Source organism: Nocardia speluncae NBRC 108251 (genome assembly GCF_001613245.1).
Taxonomy (GTDB): Bacteria; Actinomycetota; Actinomycetes; order Mycobacteriales; family Mycobacteriaceae; genus Nocardia; species Nocardia speluncae.
This window is the reverse complement of the sequence record NZ_BDBZ01000007.1, coordinates 137,539-155,307: the sequence shown is the minus strand read 5'-3', so window position 1 is coordinate 155,307 and position 17,769 is coordinate 137,539. Positions and strand designations below refer to the sequence as shown.

Sequence of the window (17,769 nt, the reverse complement as noted above, 5' to 3'; positions counted from 1 at the left end):
AGCTCATAGACGACCGCGTGCCGATTCCCGAGGACGGTGAGTCATGGTGGACAGAGCGAACGGCGCGCCACGGCCGGTGGATATCCGGAATGTGGTGCTGGTCGGGGGTAGTGGCGCCGGAAAAACGACCCTGGTGGACGCATTGGCGCTGGCGTCCGGGGCGGTGAACCGGGTGGGACGGGTCGAAGACGGCACCTCGCTGTCGGATTACGACGAGATCGAACAGCACCGGCACCGGTCGGTGCAGCTGTCGGTGGTACCGGTGCGCTGGGGCGGGGTGAAGGTGAACCTCATCGATACGCCGGGATACGCGGATTTCGTGGGCGAGCTCCGCGCGGGTCTGCGCGCGGCCGACGCCGCCCTTTTCGTGGTCTCGGCAGCAGACGGGGTCGAGGGGGTCGGCGGGGTTTCGCGGGCGTTGTGGGAGGAATGTGCGCGTGTCGGGATGCCGCGGGCCATCGTGCTGACCCACCTGGATACCGCGCGCGCGGATTTCGACGAGATGACACGAACCTGCCAGGCGCTGCTCGGCGGGGGGTCGGCCGAGAACGTCCTCCCCTTGCATCTCCCGGTGTACGGAACGGCCGCCGCGGACGGGCACCGGCCGGCCGTCGGACTGGTGGAACTGCTGGAACAGCGGGTGGCCGATTATTCGACCGGCGAACGACGGTGGGTCCCGGACTCGCCGGACGATCCGGCGAGCGTCGAGCGCGCCCGGGAGCGGCTCATCGAGGGCATCATCGCCGAAAGCGAGGACGAAACCCTCATGGACCGCTACCTCGCCGGGGAAGCCGTGGAACTCGGCGCCCTGGTCGCCGATCTCGAACGGGCGGTGACACGCGGCAGTTTCCATCCGGTCTTGTTCGCGGCTCCGGCCACGGGCGAGGGCAGGCAGGGGCTGGGCACTGTCGAACTGCTCGACCTCGTCACCGCCGGCTTCCCCACCCCGAGCGAACATCCCGTATCGGCCGTTCACCTGACGAACGGGTCGACACCGGTCGCGTTGCGCTGCGACCCCGCCGCGGAGCTGGCGGCCGAGGTCATCCGCACCTCGTCCGACCCGTACGTGGGCCGGATATCCCTGGTCCGGGTGTTCTCCGGAACATTGCACGCCGACGATACGGTGCATATCTGCGGGCACGGCCCGGTCACCGGCCACGACGCCGAGGATCGCATCGGGGGCGTGACCGCGCCCTTCGGGCGAGAACAACGCCCGCTCGACGAGGCGATCGCCGGGGATATCGCCTACGTGACCAAACTCGGGCACGCCGAAACCGGCGATACCCTCTCGGGCACCGGTGCACCGCTGCTGATCGAACCGTGGCGGATGCCGGATCCGCTACTGCCCACCGCCGTTCGCGCGCACAGCAAAGCAGACGAGGACAAACTTTCGCAGAGCCTGGCCCGGCTGGTCGCGGAGGATCCGGCGCTGCGGGTGGAGAACAACGAACGCACCGGGCAGCTGGTGTTGTGGTCGCTCGGGGAAGCGCAGCGTGACGTTGCGCTGGAACGGTTACGCAGCCGGTTCGGGGTCTCGGTGGATATCGAGGAGTACCGGGTCGCGCTGCGGGAGACGTTCGCGGGCAAGACCACCGGACGCGGGCGCCATGTCAAACAGTCCGGCGGGCACGGGCAATACGCGGTCTGCGAGATCGAAGTGGAGCCGGCGCCGGAAGGGGCGGGGATCGAGTTCGTGGACAAAGTGATCGGCGGAGCCGTACCGCGGCAGTTCATCGGTTCGGTGGAGAAGGGGGTGCGGGCCCAGGCCGCGCGAGGTGTGACGGCCGGGTATCCGCTGGTCGACGTGCGCGTCACCCTGGTCGACGGTAAGGCGCATTCGGTCGACTCCTCTGATGCGGCGTTCCAGACCGCCGGGGCGCTGGCGCTGCGCGACGCGGCCGTCCAGGGCCGGATCGACCTGCTCGAGCCCATCGCCCAGGTGGATGTCCGTGTTCCCGACGAACACCTCGGTTCGGCGCTGAGCGATCTGTCCGTCCGCCGCGCCCGCATCCTCGGCACCGAACCGGCCGAGTCGGGGCGGACGCTGATCCGCGCGGAAGTGCCGGAGTCCGAACTCGCCCGCTACGCGGTGGACCTGCGTTCACTCACCCACGGCATCGCGCACTTCACCCGGAAGTACCTGCGGCACGACCGCTTACCCACACAACTCGCGGAGAAAGCCCGCGCCGGCGCTACGGTGGCGACCGGCTGACGGAAAAACGGTGTCGGAGAGCGAGGCGGTATCCATGGCGTGGTGGGGCCAGGAGGCCGCGATCGCGCCACGTAGCGGCGGTGCGTGGGTTCGGTTCGGTGGTCGCCGGACCCACGGGCTAGGAATCGAGGCGGTGAATTTTGCCTTCGAGTACTGCGCGCTCGCGTTCGTTGCCGCAACAGGCCACCGCTTGTGCCAGTTCCGTGCGCGCTTCCGCAGGGCGGCCGAGACGGATGAGCAGTTCACCGCGCACGCTGGGCAGCAGATGCGAGTTGGGCAGCGCGCCGGCGGCCACGAGTTCGTCGACGATCTCCAGGGCGGCGGCCGGGCCGTGGGCCATGGATACCGCCACCGCCCGGTTCACCTCGACCACCGGGGAGGGCGCCAGCCGGTCCAGCGCCTCGTAGAGCACAACGATCCGCTCCCAATCGGTTTCCGGGACCGATGGCGCCACAGCATGGCATTCCGCGATCGCGGCCTGCAAACCGTAGATCCCCAGCCCACGCCCGGCTTTCCCGGCTCGGGCCAGGGCGGCCCGGCCCCGGCCGATGGCGCTGCGGTCCCAGCGTCGCCGATCCTGGTGCTCCAGCAATACCGGTGCACCGTCGGGGCCGGTGCGGGCGGGGAAACGCGCGGCGGTGAGTTCCAGGAGCGCGAGCAGGCTCTGGGCTTCCGGTTCGTCCGGCACCAACCGGGTCAGTACACGGGCCAGGCGTTGCGCTTCGGCGGCGAGGTCTACGCGGATCAGGTCGGTGCCAGAGCTCGCCGAGGAGCCCTCGGTGAAGATCACGTACACCACCCGCAGCACCGACACCAGCCGGGCGGGCCGTTCGGCGGCGGGTGGCACCTCGAACGGCACCCGGGCCGCGGCAAGGGTTTTCTTCGCCCGGGTGATTCGTGCCTGCACGGTGGCCGTCGGCACCAGGAAGGCGCGCGCTATCTCATCACTGGTGAGACCGCCGACAACCCGCAGGGTCAATGCCACCCGCGCCTCCGGCGACAGCACCGGATGGCAGGAGATGAACATCAGGGCCAGCACATCGTCGTCGATCCGGTCCGGATCCCACAGCTCCTGCGCCGGCCGCGACGCCTCGTCGCTGCCCGCGGCTATACCGCCCTCCCCCAGCTCGCGGGCGAGAGCGGTATAGCGGTCGTCGAGCGCGGCGCGCCGGCGGAAGCCGTCGATGGCGCGCCGCTTGCCGACCGTGAGTAGCCAGCCGGCCGGATTTCGTGGCACACCTTCCCGGGGCCAGGTCACCAGGGCTTCGGCGAGCGCCTCCTGGGCGAGATCTTCGGCGAGGGCGAATTCACCGGTGTACCGGGCCAGGGCGCCGACGATCCGCGCGGATTCGATCCGCCACACCGCCGCGACCGCCTCCCGGCCCTCGTGGCCGGCCACCGTCGGCACGGTCAGAGCTGACCGGTGGATTCGCGCCAGGCCCGCTCCTTCTGGATCCAGATATTGTCCTGCGGGAATTCGTCGATACTGCTGACCCGGCGGACCTCGGTTTTGAACCCTGCCCCTGTCATCGGCATCCGCTTGGCCCATTCCACGGCCTCTTCCTTGGAAGCGACATTGAGAATGTAGAAGCCGTTGAAAAGCTCTTTCGTCTCACCGTAGGGCCCGTCGGTAACCACCGGGTCCGTGGAGGAATAGTCGACGACCACGCCGCCGGCGGCATCGTCGAGGCCTTCCGCGGCGAGCAGCACTCCGGCCCGGATGAGCTCGTCGTTGAACCGGCCGACCGTTTCCAGCATCTGGTCGAAATCGATATCCCCCATCTGGGCGAAGGCTTCGTCGGTAGCGCGCATGATCAGCATGTATTTCATGGTCGGTCTCCCTTGTGTCGTAGGGCCCTGTTCGAACCCTCTCACCCATAGGTCGAACGAGGAGCCGGCGGATCGACAACCCGCCGGAATTATTGTCCGAAGTATCGCGACTCGGCACCGAAATCGCTCGGTTCTGTTCGAACTACCTGGCCAGTGGCATAATCCACCCTCAGAACAAGGGAATCGAAGTGTGGCGTATGAGGGCGTCATCGGCGATCAGTTCTCAGGGTCCGGTGTTGGCCCCTCCCGTCCCGAAGGGAGCACTATGACCACCCAACCCGCAGCGCCGACCCCCCGAACCGGGGCACACGCGGCGCACGAAGAAGGACAACCGGTGAAACAGGCCATGGCCGGCGGTGCCACCATCGCCGCCGCCGCGCTGCTGCTCACCGCGGGATTCATCACCCTTTTCCAGGGCATCTCAGCGGTCGCCGAGGACGAGGTTTTCGTCGCCGGCCCCCAGTACGTCTACGAGCTCGATCTCTCCAGTTGGGGCTGGGTGCATATCGTCTTCGGCATCCTGCTGATCCTCACCTCGCTCGCGCTGATGACCGGTGCCACGTGGGCGCGGGTCACAGCCATCGGCCTGGCCGCGCTGTCGATCGTGGTGAACTTCCTGTGGCTGCCCTACTACCCGCTGTGGTCGATTCTGATCATCGCGCTGGATATCGTCATCATCTGGGCGATCGCCACCTGGGATACCCGGCGTATCTGAACCACCGGCGACCGGCACGGAACAATGAGAGCGCTTTGCCGTGTCGGCGCCGGGGGTGCGGGTGCCGCGATGCGAGCATGATCGAATGACGGTATGGGCGGCGTCCGTGGAGCCGGAACCGTCGGCGATCGTCTCGCTGTTCTGGATCGCGGCCGCCGCGGTGGCGGCACCGTTGTTTTCCCGGCTGCTGCGCGGGGTGATCCCCGATGTGGTCCTGTTACTGGGGTTCGGCGTCATTCTGGGGCCGCATGCCCTGGCGTTCGCGGGCACCGATGGCGGTGTCGACCTACTCGGCGAACTCGGGCTGGGGATGCTCTTCTTGCTCGCCGGCTACGAGCTGGACCCGAAACTCCTCGGCGGCAAACCCGGCCGCACCGCCTGGCTGACCTGGCTGGCAGGTCTGGCACTGGCGCTGCTGCTGGTGTGGCTGGCGGCGACCGACGCCGGATTCACCGCGCTCATCGCGGTGGCCATCGCACTCAGCTCCACCGCGCTCGGCACCCTGCTGCCGATCGTGAAACAGGACGGTGTGCTGGAGCAACCGCTGGGCCGCGCTGTACTGGCCCACGGGGCGGTGGGCGAACTGGGGCCGGTGCTGGCCATGTCCATTCTGCTCACCGGGCACAACCTGCTGGCCTCCGTGGTGGTCCTGGCCCTGTTCGCCGCCGCCGCCGCGGTGGTGGCGTGGGTGCCGCAACGCATCCTGGACCGCCATCCCGGCGTCGACCGGGTGATCGCCGCGCTCGCCACCGGGACCACCCAGCTCCCGGTGCGCCTGGTGTTCCTACTGCTGCTGATCCTCATGACCGTGGCGGAGGTTTTCGACCTCGATGTGGTGCTCGGCGCGTTCGCGGCAGGCCTCATTCTGCGCCGCCTCATTGCCGAAGCGCATCCGGAGATCCAGGATTCTCTGGAAACCATCGGATACGGGGTGCTCATCCCCATCTTCTTCGTTACCTCGGGTATGGGTATCGACCCCGCGGCCGTGGTCGCCGAACCTCTGATGTGGGTGCTGTTCGTGGTCGCGATCGGGGTGGCCCGCGGTTCGACGGTATGGCTGAGCGAACGATTCGTCCCGCACGGCGCCAATCTCGAATATCCGCGTGAGCGGGTCCAGCTGGCGTTGTACGCGGCGACAGGCCTGCCGATCATCGTCGCGGTCACCCAGGTCGCGCTGCGGGGCGACCTCATGACCGCGACCATGGCCTCCACGCTGGTCGCCGCGGGTGCGACCACGGTGCTGCTGTTCCCGCTGCTCGCCACCTGGGTACGCGGCCGGGCGACGAGTCCGGTTCCGGAACAAGGCCGTCGCCGCTAGCGCATCGTCGGCCCGCGGCACCCAGAACTCGCCGAATTCGGCGGTGAGTGCATCCAGCAGCAGCCCGACCGGCACGTTTTCGGTTCGGCTGCGGCCGCGTTACCGCACCGGATCCCGCACCGAACCGGCGAGGAGCAGAGCGAGAAGCGTGGGCAGGCTCAATGCGACAGCGAGCCCGGTGTGACCCGCCGTTGCGAGCCCGAACCCACCGAGCAGCGCCCCACCGAATACCCCGAGGCTCATTCCGGCCGCGTTCAGGCTGAACGCGACCGTGGACAGGTCGCCGCTGCGGACGGCGATCAGCGTGGTCACCTGAGCGGCCACCACTGCATGGCTGAATCCCATCAGGGCGGTGGCGGCCAGCGCCGGCAGTAGCGCGTGGATGTGGAAAACACCGAGCACGGCGACGAGCGCGCCGAACAATCCGGCGGTGAGGACAGTGCGCGGGTGCCGCCCGGCCCCGGTGGCGGGGTCGCGTACCCACCGGCCGGTCAGATAGTTCCCGAGGAAGAACGAACTCCCACTCAGTGTCCATACGAGTGTGAAAGTCGCGGCAGAAAGCTCGAACTCGTCGTGATAGAACGCTGCCAGGAACGCCAGGTACCCCATGAACGATGCGGTGCGCAGCGCGGCGATGACGATGAGCGCGAGCAGAACCGGTCGCGCCCGTAACGCGCGGAATGAGGCGGCATATCCGGGAGGAGCACCGGTGGATGCCTGCGACCTATCCTGTTTCCGGCCTCGACCGCGGAGAAAACCGTAGGCGACTGCCGCGCTCACCGCCGCGGTGATCCACAATGCCCCCTGCCAGCCGTACCACACGCCGAGGGCGCCGATGATCGGCCCGGCGAACACCGCCGCCAGCGACTGCGTGGCGGTGACCATGGTCGCCGCCCGGCCGATATTGCCGGTGCCGGTGAATCGCGAGGTCGCCGTGGTCAGCAGGGCCGGTGTCAGCACGGCCGTGGCCAAACCGATTCCCAGGCAGAAGACAGTGAGCGCCGCGACGGTGCCGGTCGTGGCGACCGCGCTGGCAATGGCCAGAAGCACAAGCCCTGCCGCGGCGACACGGTTTCTCGCCCATCGGGTGATCAGTGGCGCCAGCGTGATACCCGCGAGGAGCGCCGCCAGACCACCCAGGCCACGCAGGAAGCCGATCCCTTCTTCCGGTGCTCGGGCAGCGGCGGCAATGGGGACCAGAAAAGTCGAGTAGACCGTGAAGGGGAACAGTCCGATGATCGAGGCCAGCAGGACCAACCAGAGGTCGCGGACCATTCGGCGTTCGGGGACGAGCTGCTCGCCGGTATCCGGAGAAGGACCCGGCGGCGGTCCGGCGATATCGGATCGCGGGTCGTCACCCGGTGGCTGCGTAGTCACGCAGATACTCCGCGAACTTCTCCAGACCGTCGATATTGCGTGGGCCGGAAATTGCTTCGTTGTAGTCGAGGACGAAGAAGTTGTCGCTCACCACCGCCGGGAGGGACGCTGTGGCCGGGTGGTTCTTCAGAAGGTCGATTTTCTCCTGTGCGGGCGCATCACGGTATTCGAGGATGACAATGACCTCGGGTGCGGATTCCACCACCGCCTCCCAGCTCACGCCGGCCCAGCGTGCATCGACATCGGCGAAAACGTTGACCCCGCCCGCGAACCGGATGATATCGGTCGGCGGCACCTGGCCCGCCGCCGTGAACGGCTGGTCGGTCCCGGAATCGTAGAGGAAGACCCGCACCGGCTCACCGGACGGCGCCTTCTGCTGCACTTCGGTGACGCGTTTGCGGTAGCCGGCGATCACATCGGCGGCTCGTCCTTCCACACCGAAGATCTTCCCCAGCCGCTCCAGGTCGATGTACAGGCCTTCGAACGGGGTGTGCCGCTCCGGAAAACCGGGGTAGTTGAAGCACGACTCTGCATGCATGAAGCTCTGGATACCGAGGGTGTCCAGAATCTCGGGGGTGATGCCCCGAGTGTCGGAGAACCCCGAGTTCCAGCCCGCGACAACGAGATCGGCCTGGGCGTCGGCGACGAGCTCACGATTGAGCAGGTCGTCGCTCAGGAATTCGACCCGCTCGTAGTCGGCCGCCCAGGGCGATTGACTCACCGGCGGATTCGCCGGCGGCATGACATAGCCGTGCACATGACCGGCCAGGCCGAGGGCGAACAACTTATCGGCACTTCCGCCCTCGTAGACCACCGCGCGCTGCGGCACGGTGTACTCCACGGCCTCACCACAGCGCTGAACCGTCGAACGGGAATCGGGGCCCGTGGTTTCGTCGATCTGGGCACCGCATGCCGACAGCAGAAATGCCCCGGCTACGGCCAGCACTACGCTTCTCGGTGTTGCCGGCACAGTCTTCGGTGTCATCATGTCCGCTCTTTCGCGACAGTCTCGGGGAGGGGGTCGGCGTGTGCACTACCGTCCGGCAGCGCATACAGGATCTGGGGTGCTCCGGTGAGCGGGTGCTCGACCACCGAAACGGCGACACCGAACACCTCGGCGATCAGCCCGGGGGTGAGCACCTCCTCCGGCGTCCCCACCGTGATCAAACGTCCGCGGGCGAGCACTCCGATCCGATCACAGGCGGCGGCCGCGAGGTTCAGGTCGTGGAGGACGACCACGACGGTCGGCGCGGCCTTGCGCAGCATGGCGAGCAGTTCGATTTGATGGCGCAGATCGAGATGGTTCGTCGGCTCGTCGAGGATCAGGATGCGGGGCTCCTGGACGAGCGCACGCGCCACGAGAACGCGCTGCCGTTCACCGCCGGAGAGTCCGAGAATTCCCCGGTGTGCGAGATGTTCGATATCCAACTGCCGCATGGCGCGCCGGACCAGGTGCTGTTCGGAGACGGTGAGTGGCTGGTTGCCGTGTTTGAACGGGGCCCGCCCCAGCGCGACGACCTCGGCGACCGTGAAATCGAAATCCGCGCCACCTTCCTGCGTGAGCGCGGCGATATGCTGCGCGGACTCCCGCCGCGACAGCAGCGACAGTTCGCGCTCGCCCAAGCGGATGACGCCCCCGCTCGGTGCCGATGCCCGGTAGAGACAACGCAATACCGTCGACTTACCCGAACCGTTGGGCCCGATGAGCCCGATCACCTCACCGGGCCCTGCCTCGAGGGTCACCCCGCTGACGATTTCCCGGCCGTCGACCACCACGGCCAGGTCCGCAATTCGCAGCTGCACTATGCGCCTCCGAAAACGTAGCTCTTACGGCGCATCAGGAAAATGAACACGGGCACGCCGATCAACGCGGTGACCGCCCCGAGCGGAAGTTCGCGCGGAGCGACGACTGTCCGTGCCAGCAGATCCACCCATACCGCCAGGATCGCGCCGATGAACGGGGCGATCAGCAGCAGCCGGGTATGCGCCGCCCCGACGAGAATGCGGGTGATATGCGGGATGATCAGCCCGACGAACCCGATGGTGCCGCTCACGGCGACCATCGCACCGGTCATCACCGCGGTGATCGCGAACATCGACCGGCGCATACCGGCCGTATCGACGCCCAGGCCGGCAGCGGCCTCGTCGCCGAGAGACATGACGTCCAGGGTCCGGCCGTAGCGGAACAGCAGCACACCGCCGGCCACCGAGATCGCGGCGACCACCGGTAGTGATCCCCAGGTCGCCCCGCCGAACGAGCCCATCGACCAGAACAGGATCGTACTGGTGGCCTCGGTGTTCGGTGCGAAATAGATCAGCACACTCATCACGGCCTGGAAGCCGAACGCGAGGGCGACTCCGGTCAGCACCAACCGCAACGGTGTCACGCCCATCCTCCGGTAGGCCACGGCGTAGACCAGCGCTGTCGCGACCAGCGCACCGAGGAAGGCGCCGGCCGATACGGCGTAGATCCCGAGGCCGGACAGCGCACCGAGCAGCGTAACTGCGACGGCACCCACCGACGCTCCGGAGGAGACGCCGAGGATGTACGGGTCGGCCAGCGAATTGCGGACCAGTGTTTGGACAACCGCCCCTACGACGCTCAGCCCGGCACCCACGACGGCCGCGAGAAGTACCCGCGGAGTGCGGATCTGCCAGATGATCTGGTAGCGGGTCGCGTCCTCGGCGCTCACCGTGCCACCGGTGAGCGATGCCCACAGGAATCGCGCGGTATCCGCAGGTGGCACCGAGGCGGACCCCAGACCGATCGCTACCAGGGCCGATCCGGCGAGGACGAGCGCGAGCAGGGCGACGAGAGCAGCGGTAACCCGGCGTGATTCCCACGGTGGTACCGGGGCGGGGATGCGTTCCCCCGCTGGGGAATCGGCAAGGCTATCCGGCGTCAACTCACGTACCCTCATTCACTATTTGTATTGATAATCATTACCAGTTAGTCCCGGCGACAGCAACACTCGCTACCCCGAAATGAACACCCGAAGCCCTCACCGACCGGGCCTCCCGAGGTGAAGGTGCTGCTCACCCGGGTGAACAGCACGATCGGAATCCTCACGACGAGGACTCCACGAACGAGCGGAGCCGGGACGACTGGGAGCACATCGGGACAACCGCATGATCGCCCACCCTCCCCTTCCGCTATCCCGGCCCCGGCCCGGTCGCGGTGGAGGGCTCGAACTGCTCGACCGTCGATCGGGAGCGCTGCGATGAGCACCACCCGCACCACCGGCTACCGGATCCGACTCGCCCGGCCACGAGTATTTCCGGGCTCGCGGCGTTGTGCTCGGCACCTTCTACCAGGTCTTCGGCATCGGGTATCTGCCCGAGCATCACACCGATGTCATCGATACACCTGAAGATCCCGCTCCCCGGCATCGCCGACCGGTGACCCCGGGAGAAGGACTCGACGACATGCGTCGCTTGTCGCCGGAATCCGCCGCCCGGTCCGTGTGACCCAGGATGTTTCGACAACCTGTGTTCCCTCGGCGAACCTGTCGTGCCGACCCGGACCGGCGCCGACTGCGATGGCCAGGGCGGCGGCACGTACCCCAGGCTGCCGGGTCACCCTGTGGCCGTGCCGAAATCGGGGCCGGGTATCCCGCGTCCTCCTGCCGGCAAGCGTGCCGCTTCCTACGGGCGGGTGACGCCGCCTGCGTGTGATGCCTTGTCCGTGGAGGCCACGGGTAGCAGTCGCTGGAGGACATCGGTGATGGTGATGAGCCCGAGGAGTTCGCCGGTATCGGGGGCGGTGACAGTGGCGAGGTGGCTGCGGGTTTCGCGCATGGTGCGCAGCGCCTCGTACACGGGAACTGCGGCGGTCAGGTTCAGCACCGGACGCATCAGCTGCCGAGCGGTGGTGGCGCCGGCCTGCAGACTGTCGCGTACGTGCAGGACTCCCTCGATCCGGGTGCCGTCGCGGACCAGCAACCGCAGGTGCCCGGTCTCGCGCGAGGTCGCCTGGATCGTCTCGGGCGCGGCATCGGGCGGCACCGTACTGGGGGCGGTGCCGGGGTGCACGATATCGGCGATGGTGAGCTGCTCGAGTTCGAGAGCACTGGTGAGGTTGCCGTGGTAGCGCTCGTCGAGAGTGCCGGCGGTGGCCGAGTGTTCGACCAGGTGCCGCAGTGCCGCCGGGTCCTGCCCGGTTTCGACCTCGTCGACAGGGCTGACCCCGACTTTGCGCAGGCACCAGTTGGCGGCGTGGTTGAGCGCGGTCAGCAAGGGGCGGGTGAGCCACATGAAGGCGCGCATCGGGATGGCCAGCATCGTGGCCGATTTCTCCGGATGGGCGATGGCCCAGGACTTGGGCGCCATCTCCCCGACGACGAGGTGCAAGAACGTCACGATGATCAGCGCGAGTACGAATCCGACGATATCGGCGGCCCACAAGGGTGCGCCGAAGTCCTCGAACAGGGGTGTGAGCCAGTGGTGCACGGCCGGTTTGGTGGTCGCACCCAGAGCAAGGGTGCAGACCGTGATGCCGAGCTGGGATCCGGCCAGGAGTACCGACAGCTCCGAGGAGCTTCGCAGCGCGGCGCGGGCCGCCCGGCTGTTGGGTGCGGCGTCTTCGAGGCGGTGGCGGCGAGCGGCGATGAGCGCGAACTCGACGGCGACGAAAAAAGCGCTCGCAGCGATCAATCCGACGGTGACGGCCACGACGACCCAGGGGTTACTCATCGCCGGCCTCCTCCGATTCGGTGCGCACGGTGAGCAACACCGAGGACGGCACGTGATTCTCGACGGCACGCACCTGTGCGGTCACACTCCGGCGCGGTGCCGGCCGGTCGTCCAGAAAATCGGCGCCGTCACGGGGCAGCGGAATATCGATCCGGGCACCGACGTCGGGCAATCCGTTGAAGACGGCGATGACCAGACCGGCGATGGTTTCGTAATCACCGGCGGGCAGGCTCAGTTCGAGCAGGCGTTCGACTTCGTCGAGATGCACATCGCCGGCGATCCGCCAGGCGTTGCCCTCGGCGACGATATCGCCGGCGGTGCTCGGATCGTGTTCGTCGGCGATCTCACCGACGAGTTCTTCGGCAATATCTTCGACGGTGACGATGCCGGCGAAGCCACCGTATTCGTCGACGACGAGCGCCATTTCCTCGCGCTGCGCGCTCAGCCGGTTCACGACCTCCGGCAGCGGCAAGGTTTCGGGCACCAGGACCGCGGGCCGCAACCGTGCCCCCGCCGTACCGTCGGCGGCGCCGCCGAGCAGATCGTGCAGGTGGATCACCCCACGCAGATCGTCGGTGGAGGTGCCGACGACCGGATAGCGGGTATGCCCGGTACGCATCCGGGCCAGCACATCGGCGACACTGTCGTCGATATGCACGGTGTCGACCCGGGCGCGCGGGATCATGGCGTGCTCGGCGGTGCTCGTCGGGAAGTCCAGAATGCGGTCGAGCAGCGTGGACAGCTCGGGTGGGAGCTCACCGGCGTCGCGGGAGGCGGCGACGATATGTTCGAGATCGCGTGGGGTGGCCGAATGCTCGACATCGTGCACCGGTTCGATGCGCAGCGCCTTCAGCAGCAGGTTCGACGACTGGTCGAACAACCGGATCAGCCACCCGAACACCTTCAGGTACGCCGTGGTCGACGCGGCCAGCCAGCGGGCCACCGGTTCGGGCCGGGCGATCGCCAGGTTCTTGGGAACCAGCTCACCGAACAGCATCTGCACCAGCGTCGAGAACGCGATGGCCAGCACGGCACCGACGCCGACGCCGACCGCGGTGGGGATCCCGACACCACCGAGTAGTTCGCCGAGGCCACGGCCGATGAGTGGTTCGGCGACATAGCCGACCAGCAACCCGGTCACCGTGATTCCCAACTGGGCGCCGGAGAGCATGAACGATGTCCGGCGCGTCACGCGCAGGGCGCGCCCGGCGGCCTTGTCACCGTCGCCGGCGCGGGCTTTGAGCCGGGAGCGATCCACGGCCATATACGCGAATTCCTGGGCCACGAAGTACCCGGTCAGCGCGGTGATCAGCAGCACCACGGCGATACCGAGCACGATGTTGAGCACGGTCACCACGACCTCACCTGCCGGTGAGATCGCCCACGGTGCTCGTCACGGGGCGAACCGGGTTGTCGGTATTTGCGCTTGGCGCGTCTCATCAGCTCTCTTTGTCCGAGGAACAAGGTGGGGAACGGTGGGTACCGGGAGGCGCTATTTGCGGCCTGCTGCCCAGCGCATCCCCCACTGGTAGGCGCGGTCGAGGTCGGCCTGGCTGCCGGAAATGTATTCGACTTCACGTGCAACTGTCAGCCCGCTGCCGGTGTTGGTCAGCATGGCGACCGCGCAGATCCGGGCGCCGTCGACGGCGGAGTCCAGGGGGATCTCGAGCTGTGGGCCGGCAGTCGGGAACATCGTGACCACACCGTCGACCGCAGCCCAGTTCGCCGCACCCTGGTAGATCATCGCGAATACCAGGATCCGGCGGAAGGCTGCCGGGTCGGCGAGGTTGATATGCAGGTTCTCGCCACCGGCAACCGTGCCGGTGCGGTCGTCGCGGTCCAGGGCGATGAACGGCTGCTTGTGCAGCTCGCCGTAGCTGTTTCCCAACGCCTGGATTACGCCCGTGGTGCCGTCGGCGAGCTCGTAGAGACAGCCCAGATCCAGGTCGATACCGCCGCCGCCGAGAAGTTTCGCGAAGAACCCGGTTTTGACCGGTTGCGGGTTGCTCCAGTTCAGGTTGACCCGCATCACGCCTTGACGTTCACCGGCCTTGGTGAGGTTGACGCTGCGTTCGGTCTTGGTCAGGGTCAGCTTGTGCAAACTGACCGCCGGGTCGGCGCCGGGCGCCGATCCGGCGCCCGGCGCGGGTCTTTTGTTGTAGTCGATACCCATCAGGTGTGCGTTTCTCCTATCGGTTGGTACGTCAGATGTTCACGCCGTAGTCGCGGGCAATCCCCGCCAGCCCCGACGCATAGCCCTGCCCGATCGCGCGGAACTTCCACTCCGCACCGTGGCGGTAGAGCTCACCGAACACCATCGCGGTCTCGGTCGAGGCGTCCTCGGTCAGGTCGTAGCGCGCCAGCTCCGCACCCGTACCGCGGTCGACGACCCGGATGAACGCGTTACGAACCTGCCCGAACGACTGCTGGCGTGCATCGGCGTCGTGGATCGAAACAGGGAAGAAGATATTGGTGATCGTTGCGGGCGTGTTCGCCAGGTCGACGTTGATCACCTCGTCGTCGCCCTCGCCTTCACCGGTGAGGTTGTCGCCGGTGTGCTCGATGCTGCCCTCCGGCGAACGCAGGTTGTTGTAGAACACGAAATGCTGGTCCGAGACGACCTTGTGTTCGGGGCCGGTGGCGATGGCGCTGGCGTCGAGGTCGAATTCCGCGCCGGTAGTGGAGCGGACATCCCAGCCCAGACCGACCGAGACCGCGGTCAGATTCGGCGCTTGCTTGGACAGCGAGACATTGCCGCCTTTGGCGAGACTGACACTCATTTCTGCTACTCCTGATCTCGTATGTTCGAGGAATGCCCTGCAAATGTGCCGGAATTCGCCCGCGACCACCGTGCGCCGCGACAGTAATCCGCCGCTGCCGGCCGGCCGGGCCGCCGTGTCGAGTACATCGTCATGCGGCGCCGGCACCCGCGGCCCGAAGACCGCGCACTGCGGAAAACGTCGACGTGTGCAGCTGACACGCCCGGTCGGCCATCGCGTACCGGTGATGTCGTGGAGTCCCACACGTGGACATAGAACCCACACTAGCACGCAGCACTGTATGGTTGGCGGGAAGGGAGGTGACCGATGTCGTCCCTACTGAGAATCGGCGAGTTCGCCACACGTGCCGAGGTCAGCCCGCGAACGGTCGATTACTACACGAGCCTGGGACTGCTGACCCCGGCCGAACGCACCGCCGGTGGCTATCGGCTCTACGACTACGCCGATATCGCCCGCGTCCACCTGATCCGGCAACTCGAAGCCCAAGGGTTGTCACTCGAGGAGATCACCAAGGCTCTCACCTCCGGAACCGGCGATATCGGCGACGCCCTGACCCGCCTCGACGACGACCTCAAACTTCTGCACACGGTCGCCGAGACCGCCCCCTCCGAAGTGCACGGCCTGCTGACCCTGATCAGCGCTCGCGTCCACTCCCTGATCACCGTGGCGCTGCAACTACCACCCGATATACCGATCCTGTAGGGACGCAGCGCCGCCACCGTACTCGCGTTCCGGTCCGGCGAGCTTCCCGACAGCGGCCGGTGCCGGTGGACGAACGCCGGAATCCGGAGGCCGGATATCGACCGGGCGCCCCGGAGGCCCGCCACGCCGAGGTCGTGGACGGCATCGCCGGTGGGCAACGGGGCACCCGGTATTCCAGTGCGGTCAGCGACCGAACAGACCTTCACCGATATAGCTGCCCGAACCGACTCCCGGTGGGATCACGAACACCGCGGACCCGACCGGGGTGGTCCACTCGTTGAGCGCGTCGAATTCGTCGAGGCGTCGTTGAATGGGCAGGAACTGGGTGGTGATATCGCGCTGGAACGAGACGAACAGCAGGCCCGAGTTCGATACCTGCCCCGGCGCCGGTGGATCGTCGTAGTTGTAGACGCGCCGGAAGATCCGCTCTCCCGCATGAGTATGGCGGGCACGGGCGATATGCGCACTCGGCGGTATGACCGGTATGCCGTTGCGGTCGGTCGCCGAAAAATCGGGTTCGTCGGATTCGTACGCGCCGGTCAGGGGCGCACCGGTGCTCAGCGTGCGGCCGACGCTGAGCTCGCGACCGGGCCGGTCCAGCTCGTCCCAGGTATCGAGTTCGATCCGGATCCGCCGCAACACCATCGTTGTCCCCTCCCGCATCCACGGCCGGTCGGTACCGTCGTCCCACACCAGCGAATCGAAATCCGCGGTACCCGCTTCCGGGTTGGTTGTACCGTCCACCTGCCCCATCAGATTGCGCATCGTGGTACCCGGGGTCTCGGCGCCCCGGGCCCGGCGGAACCCACGCTGCATCCACCGGACGGTGACCAGCGACCTGACGTTCTTCACCAGGACGCGCACCGCGTGCGCGACGGTGACCGGATCGTCGGCGCACACCTGCAGCGCCAGATCCGCACCGGTGTAGGCCGGATCGAGGCGATCGATCGCGAATGCGGGCAGCGGCGGCGCTACCTCCGGCCGGTCGAGCGCCACGAAAACACCCGGGCCGTATCCGACGGTCACGGTGAGCCGCGCCGGCGCGGCCGCCAGCTCCGGTTCGGTATCCGCCAGCGCGGGCCGTCCCTGCGTGAGCCGGGCGATATCGGCCGTCCAGACCTTCATGATGCCGGTCAACTCGGCGGCACCGACCTTCGGCAACAGGTCGAGTCCCACGAATATCGCATGCGCTTGCGGCGGGGCGGTCGCGATCCCGGCTTGGCGCGGGCCGTCCCAGGCGACGGTCTCGGTGCCGGTGACGGCCTCCGTGCGCTCGGCACTGTCAGCGACACCGTAGATTCCCGCACCGGCTCCCACGGCGCCGACGGCGGCGGCGCTCGAACCGAGCAGCCGCCGCCGGGTCATCGTTCGCCGCCGCGGGTCCTGCTCACCCACTGTGTGCGGGGGCAGCAGGGGCGGCCGGGACACCGGCGGAATCGCCGCCGCCCGGTTGGTAGTCCTCCTGGGCGCCGGCGAAATCACGGACCTGCGCGGTGAAGGTCTTGGTGGACCGGTCCTCTAATTCGAGAGTTATCTCCGTTTCCGCACCGGGTGTGAGCGGGGCGAGCAAATCCATGAGCATGAGGTGGTCACCGCCGGCGGAGAGTGTGTAGGTGCCGCCGGCGGGAATAACGAAGCCTCCGGCTTTCGGCCGCATCACCGGCGCACCGGTATCCCCCGGGGCGATCTCGTGGAGTTCGGACCATCCGGCCGCCGGTGAGGACGCGGCCACCACCCGGACATCGGTATCGGCGGAATTGCGGAATTCGGCGAAAGCCGAGGTCATCCCGGTATCAGCGGCCTTCACCCACTGTTCGTGGACGACCACGGAATCGGCCTGGCGGTGAGCAGATTCCGTGTTGTCGGCCGAACATGCACCCGCGAAAGCGGCGGCGAAAGACAGCGCTGTCACGAAGGCACCGTGTCGGATCGAAATTTTCATTTGTGATCACTTTCGGATCGGAAGTCGGCGAGCGTGCACTGGCCCCGGCTCGCGGTACGCGGAACGCAGTCCTCGGCATCGAGTGACGGGACAACCCGAGACCGGGATACGCAGCTCCGGCCGGGACGAGACCTCGTGTGCGCCTCGTCCTGTCGTTTTCGTGAAGTCGTTGCGCCCTACTACTCGGCAGCTCTGGCCTGC

At 67.4% G+C, this 17,769-nt stretch carries 16 protein-coding genes; 4 read left to right on the top strand and 12 right to left on the bottom strand.

Going from position 1 to position 17,769, the window contains the following annotated elements:
- The first annotated feature begins 43 nt into the window (after positions 1-43).
- A complete protein-coding gene (locus NS6_RS10165; protein WP_068039934.1) occupies positions 44-2,212 on the top strand; it encodes an elongation factor G-like protein EF-G2 in 2,169 nt (722 codons plus the stop codon).
- Between the two features lie 118 nt (positions 2,213-2,330).
- Here NS6_RS10165 and NS6_RS10160 read toward each other — a convergent pair whose 3' ends face one another.
- Both NS6_RS10160 and NS6_RS35410 read right to left on the bottom strand, forming a co-directional pair.
- Entirely contained in the window at positions 2,331-3,650 is a 1,320-nt protein-coding gene (locus tag NS6_RS10160) for an RNA polymerase sigma factor (RefSeq protein WP_218024259.1), read from the bottom strand.
- Positions 3,623-4,042, bottom strand: a complete 420-nt coding sequence (locus tag NS6_RS35410) for a YciI family protein (protein WP_068039933.1) — start codon at positions 4,040-4,042, stop codon at positions 3,623-3,625. The genes NS6_RS10160 and NS6_RS35410 overlap by 28 nt, the downstream gene beginning before the upstream one ends.
- A 265-nt stretch (positions 4,043-4,307) precedes the next feature.
- Here NS6_RS35410 and NS6_RS10150 point away from each other — a divergent pair, with 265 nt between their 5' ends.
- Positions 4,308-4,757, top strand: a complete 450-nt coding sequence (locus NS6_RS10150; protein WP_371859325.1) for a DUF7144 family membrane protein — start codon at positions 4,308-4,310, stop codon at positions 4,755-4,757.
- A gap of 85 nt (positions 4,758-4,842) precedes the next feature.
- Entirely contained in the window at positions 4,843-6,075 is a 1,233-nt protein-coding gene (locus tag NS6_RS10145; RefSeq protein WP_068039932.1) for a cation:proton antiporter, read from the top strand.
- Between the two features lie 99 nt (positions 6,076-6,174).
- On the opposite strand, the gene NS6_RS10140 is transcribed toward NS6_RS10145, so the two are convergent.
- From NS6_RS10140 to NS6_RS10105, 8 genes are all read right to left on the bottom strand, one after another.
- Positions 6,175-7,452, bottom strand: coding sequence for an MFS transporter (locus NS6_RS10140; protein WP_210746813.1), 1,278 nt, complete (start codon positions 7,450-7,452; stop codon positions 6,175-6,177).
- Complete coding sequence (locus NS6_RS10135) at positions 7,430-8,440, bottom strand: ABC transporter substrate-binding protein (RefSeq protein WP_210746814.1); 1,011 nt, start codon at positions 8,438-8,440, stop codon at positions 7,430-7,432. The genes NS6_RS10140 and NS6_RS10135 overlap by 23 nt, the downstream gene beginning before the upstream one ends.
- Positions 8,437-9,255 carry an ABC transporter ATP-binding protein gene (locus NS6_RS10130; protein ID WP_068039930.1) on the bottom strand — a complete coding sequence of 273 codons (819 nt, stop codon included), beginning with the start codon at positions 9,253-9,255 and terminating at the stop codon, positions 8,437-8,439. The genes NS6_RS10135 and NS6_RS10130 overlap by 4 nt, the downstream gene beginning before the upstream one ends.
- The gene (locus tag NS6_RS10125; protein ID WP_371859331.1) at positions 9,255-10,316 is read right to left on the bottom strand and encodes a FecCD family ABC transporter permease; all 1,062 of its coding nucleotides are present in this window, start codon (positions 10,314-10,316) and stop codon (positions 9,255-9,257) included. The genes NS6_RS10130 and NS6_RS10125 overlap by 1 nt, the downstream gene beginning before the upstream one ends.
- Before the next feature lie 781 nt (positions 10,317-11,097).
- Positions 11,098-12,144 (bottom strand): hemolysin family protein, encoded by a 1,047-nt coding sequence (locus NS6_RS10120; protein WP_068039926.1) that lies wholly within the window; start codon positions 12,142-12,144, stop codon positions 11,098-11,100.
- The gene (locus tag NS6_RS10115) at positions 12,137-13,501 is read right to left on the bottom strand and encodes a hemolysin family protein (RefSeq protein WP_068039925.1); all 1,365 of its coding nucleotides are present in this window, start codon (positions 13,499-13,501) and stop codon (positions 12,137-12,139) included. The genes NS6_RS10120 and NS6_RS10115 overlap by 8 nt, the downstream gene beginning before the upstream one ends.
- A gap of 135 nt (positions 13,502-13,636) precedes the next feature.
- Positions 13,637-14,317, bottom strand: a complete 681-nt coding sequence (locus tag NS6_RS10110) for a TerD family protein (protein WP_068039923.1) — start codon at positions 14,315-14,317, stop codon at positions 13,637-13,639.
- 31 nt (positions 14,318-14,348) lie between these two features.
- Positions 14,349-14,924, bottom strand: coding sequence for a TerD family protein (locus tag NS6_RS10105; RefSeq protein ID WP_068039920.1), 576 nt, complete (start codon positions 14,922-14,924; stop codon positions 14,349-14,351).
- A gap of 306 nt (positions 14,925-15,230) precedes the next feature.
- Between NS6_RS10105 and NS6_RS10100 the strand changes: the two genes are divergently transcribed.
- Positions 15,231-15,626 carry a MerR family transcriptional regulator gene (locus NS6_RS10100; RefSeq protein ID WP_068039918.1) on the top strand — a complete coding sequence of 132 codons (396 nt, stop codon included), beginning with the start codon at positions 15,231-15,233 and terminating at the stop codon, positions 15,624-15,626.
- 183 nt (positions 15,627-15,809) lie between these two features.
- Here NS6_RS10100 and NS6_RS10095 read toward each other — a convergent pair whose 3' ends face one another.
- Complete coding sequence (locus tag NS6_RS10095) at positions 15,810-16,991, bottom strand: Dyp-type peroxidase (protein ID WP_174552578.1); 1,182 nt, start codon at positions 16,989-16,991, stop codon at positions 15,810-15,812.
- 22 nt (positions 16,992-17,013) lie between these two features.
- Positions 17,014-17,568 carry a copper chaperone PCu(A)C gene (locus NS6_RS10090; protein WP_068039914.1) on the bottom strand — a complete coding sequence of 185 codons (555 nt, stop codon included), beginning with the start codon at positions 17,566-17,568 and terminating at the stop codon, positions 17,014-17,016.
- Between the last annotated feature and the right edge of the window lie 201 nt (positions 17,569-17,769).

Coding starts and splice junctions, on each gene's coding strand:
- NS6_RS10145 (WP_068039932.1), top strand. CDS start 4,843: ATGACGGTATGGGCGGCGTCCGTGGAGCCGGAACCGTCGGCGATCGTC.
- NS6_RS10120 (WP_068039926.1), bottom strand. CDS start 12,144: ATGAGTAACCCCTGGGTCGTCGTGGCCGTCACCGTCGGATTGATCGCT.
- NS6_RS35410 (WP_068039933.1), bottom strand. CDS start 4,042: ATGAAATACATGCTGATCATGCGCGCTACCGACGAAGCCTTCGCCCAG.
- NS6_RS10150 (WP_371859325.1), top strand. CDS start 4,308: ATGACCACCCAACCCGCAGCGCCGACCCCCCGAACCGGGGCACACGCG.
- NS6_RS10090 (WP_068039914.1), bottom strand. CDS start 17,568: ATGAAAATTTCGATCCGACACGGTGCCTTCGTGACAGCGCTGTCTTTC.
- NS6_RS10095 (WP_174552578.1), bottom strand. CDS start 16,991: ATGACCCGGCGGCGGCTGCTCGGTTCGAGCGCCGCCGCCGTCGGCGCC.
- NS6_RS10110 (WP_068039923.1), bottom strand. CDS start 14,317: ATGGGTATCGACTACAACAAAAGACCCGCGCCGGGCGCCGGATCGGCG.
- NS6_RS10135 (WP_210746814.1), bottom strand. CDS start 8,440: ATGATGACACCGAAGACTGTGCCGGCAACACCGAGAAGCGTAGTGCTG.
- NS6_RS10105 (WP_068039920.1), bottom strand. CDS start 14,924: ATGAGTGTCAGTCTCGCCAAAGGCGGCAATGTCTCGCTGTCCAAGCAA.
- NS6_RS10165 (WP_068039934.1), top strand. CDS start 44: ATGGTGGACAGAGCGAACGGCGCGCCACGGCCGGTGGATATCCGGAAT.
- NS6_RS10100 (WP_068039918.1), top strand. CDS start 15,231: ATGTCGTCCCTACTGAGAATCGGCGAGTTCGCCACACGTGCCGAGGTC.